This window comes from Caballeronia sp. M23-90 (genome assembly GCF_053574605.1).
The window spans coordinates 1-485 of sequence record NZ_JBSIPA010000969.1 but is presented as its reverse complement, the minus strand read 5'-3'; the positions used below and the strand labels follow the sequence as shown (position 1 = coordinate 485).

The following is a 485-nucleotide window of genomic DNA, read 5'->3' as shown; positions in this document are numbered from 1 at the left end:
GGGTGTAGGACGGATGAGTCAATTGCCGGCGCCGTTCACGTACCTGGTCGGCGCCGGCGAGCAACCGGTACATGGTGCGTACCGAGCCAAGATAGATGCCCTCATCGAGCAGAGTGGCGTAGGTTTGCCGCGGTGAGCAATTAGCGAAACGCTCGCTGTTGAGCGCGTCGAGCACGCACCAACGCTCGAGCGCGCTCAATGCGAGAGGAGGCCGGGGACGAGCTCTGGACGGAACTGGTTGCGCGACCAGATGACGTGCCGCGGCGCGCTGTCGGTACACGAGTGAGCGATCGATGTTCATGACCCGGCACGCACGTGCCACGCCGACGTCCGGCACCAGGATGTTCACTCCGTCCAAGCGGAGTTGCCATCCGTGTCCTCTTCGTTCTGCAGAGCCATTAAGGAGGAAACTTTTTTTTGAACGTCGATGATCAACCGCGCCTGCATAAGCTGTCGCCGCAGACGATCGATCTCGCGTGTCAGCG

At 61.4% G+C, this 485-nt stretch carries 1 pseudogene; it reads right to left on the bottom strand.

Annotation, left to right across the window (positions count from 1 at the left end):
- Positions 1-358: pseudogene (locus ACRXB1_RS37355) on the bottom strand (IS3 family transposase); the annotation flags it as partial.
- Between the last annotated feature and the right edge of the window lie 127 nt (positions 359-485).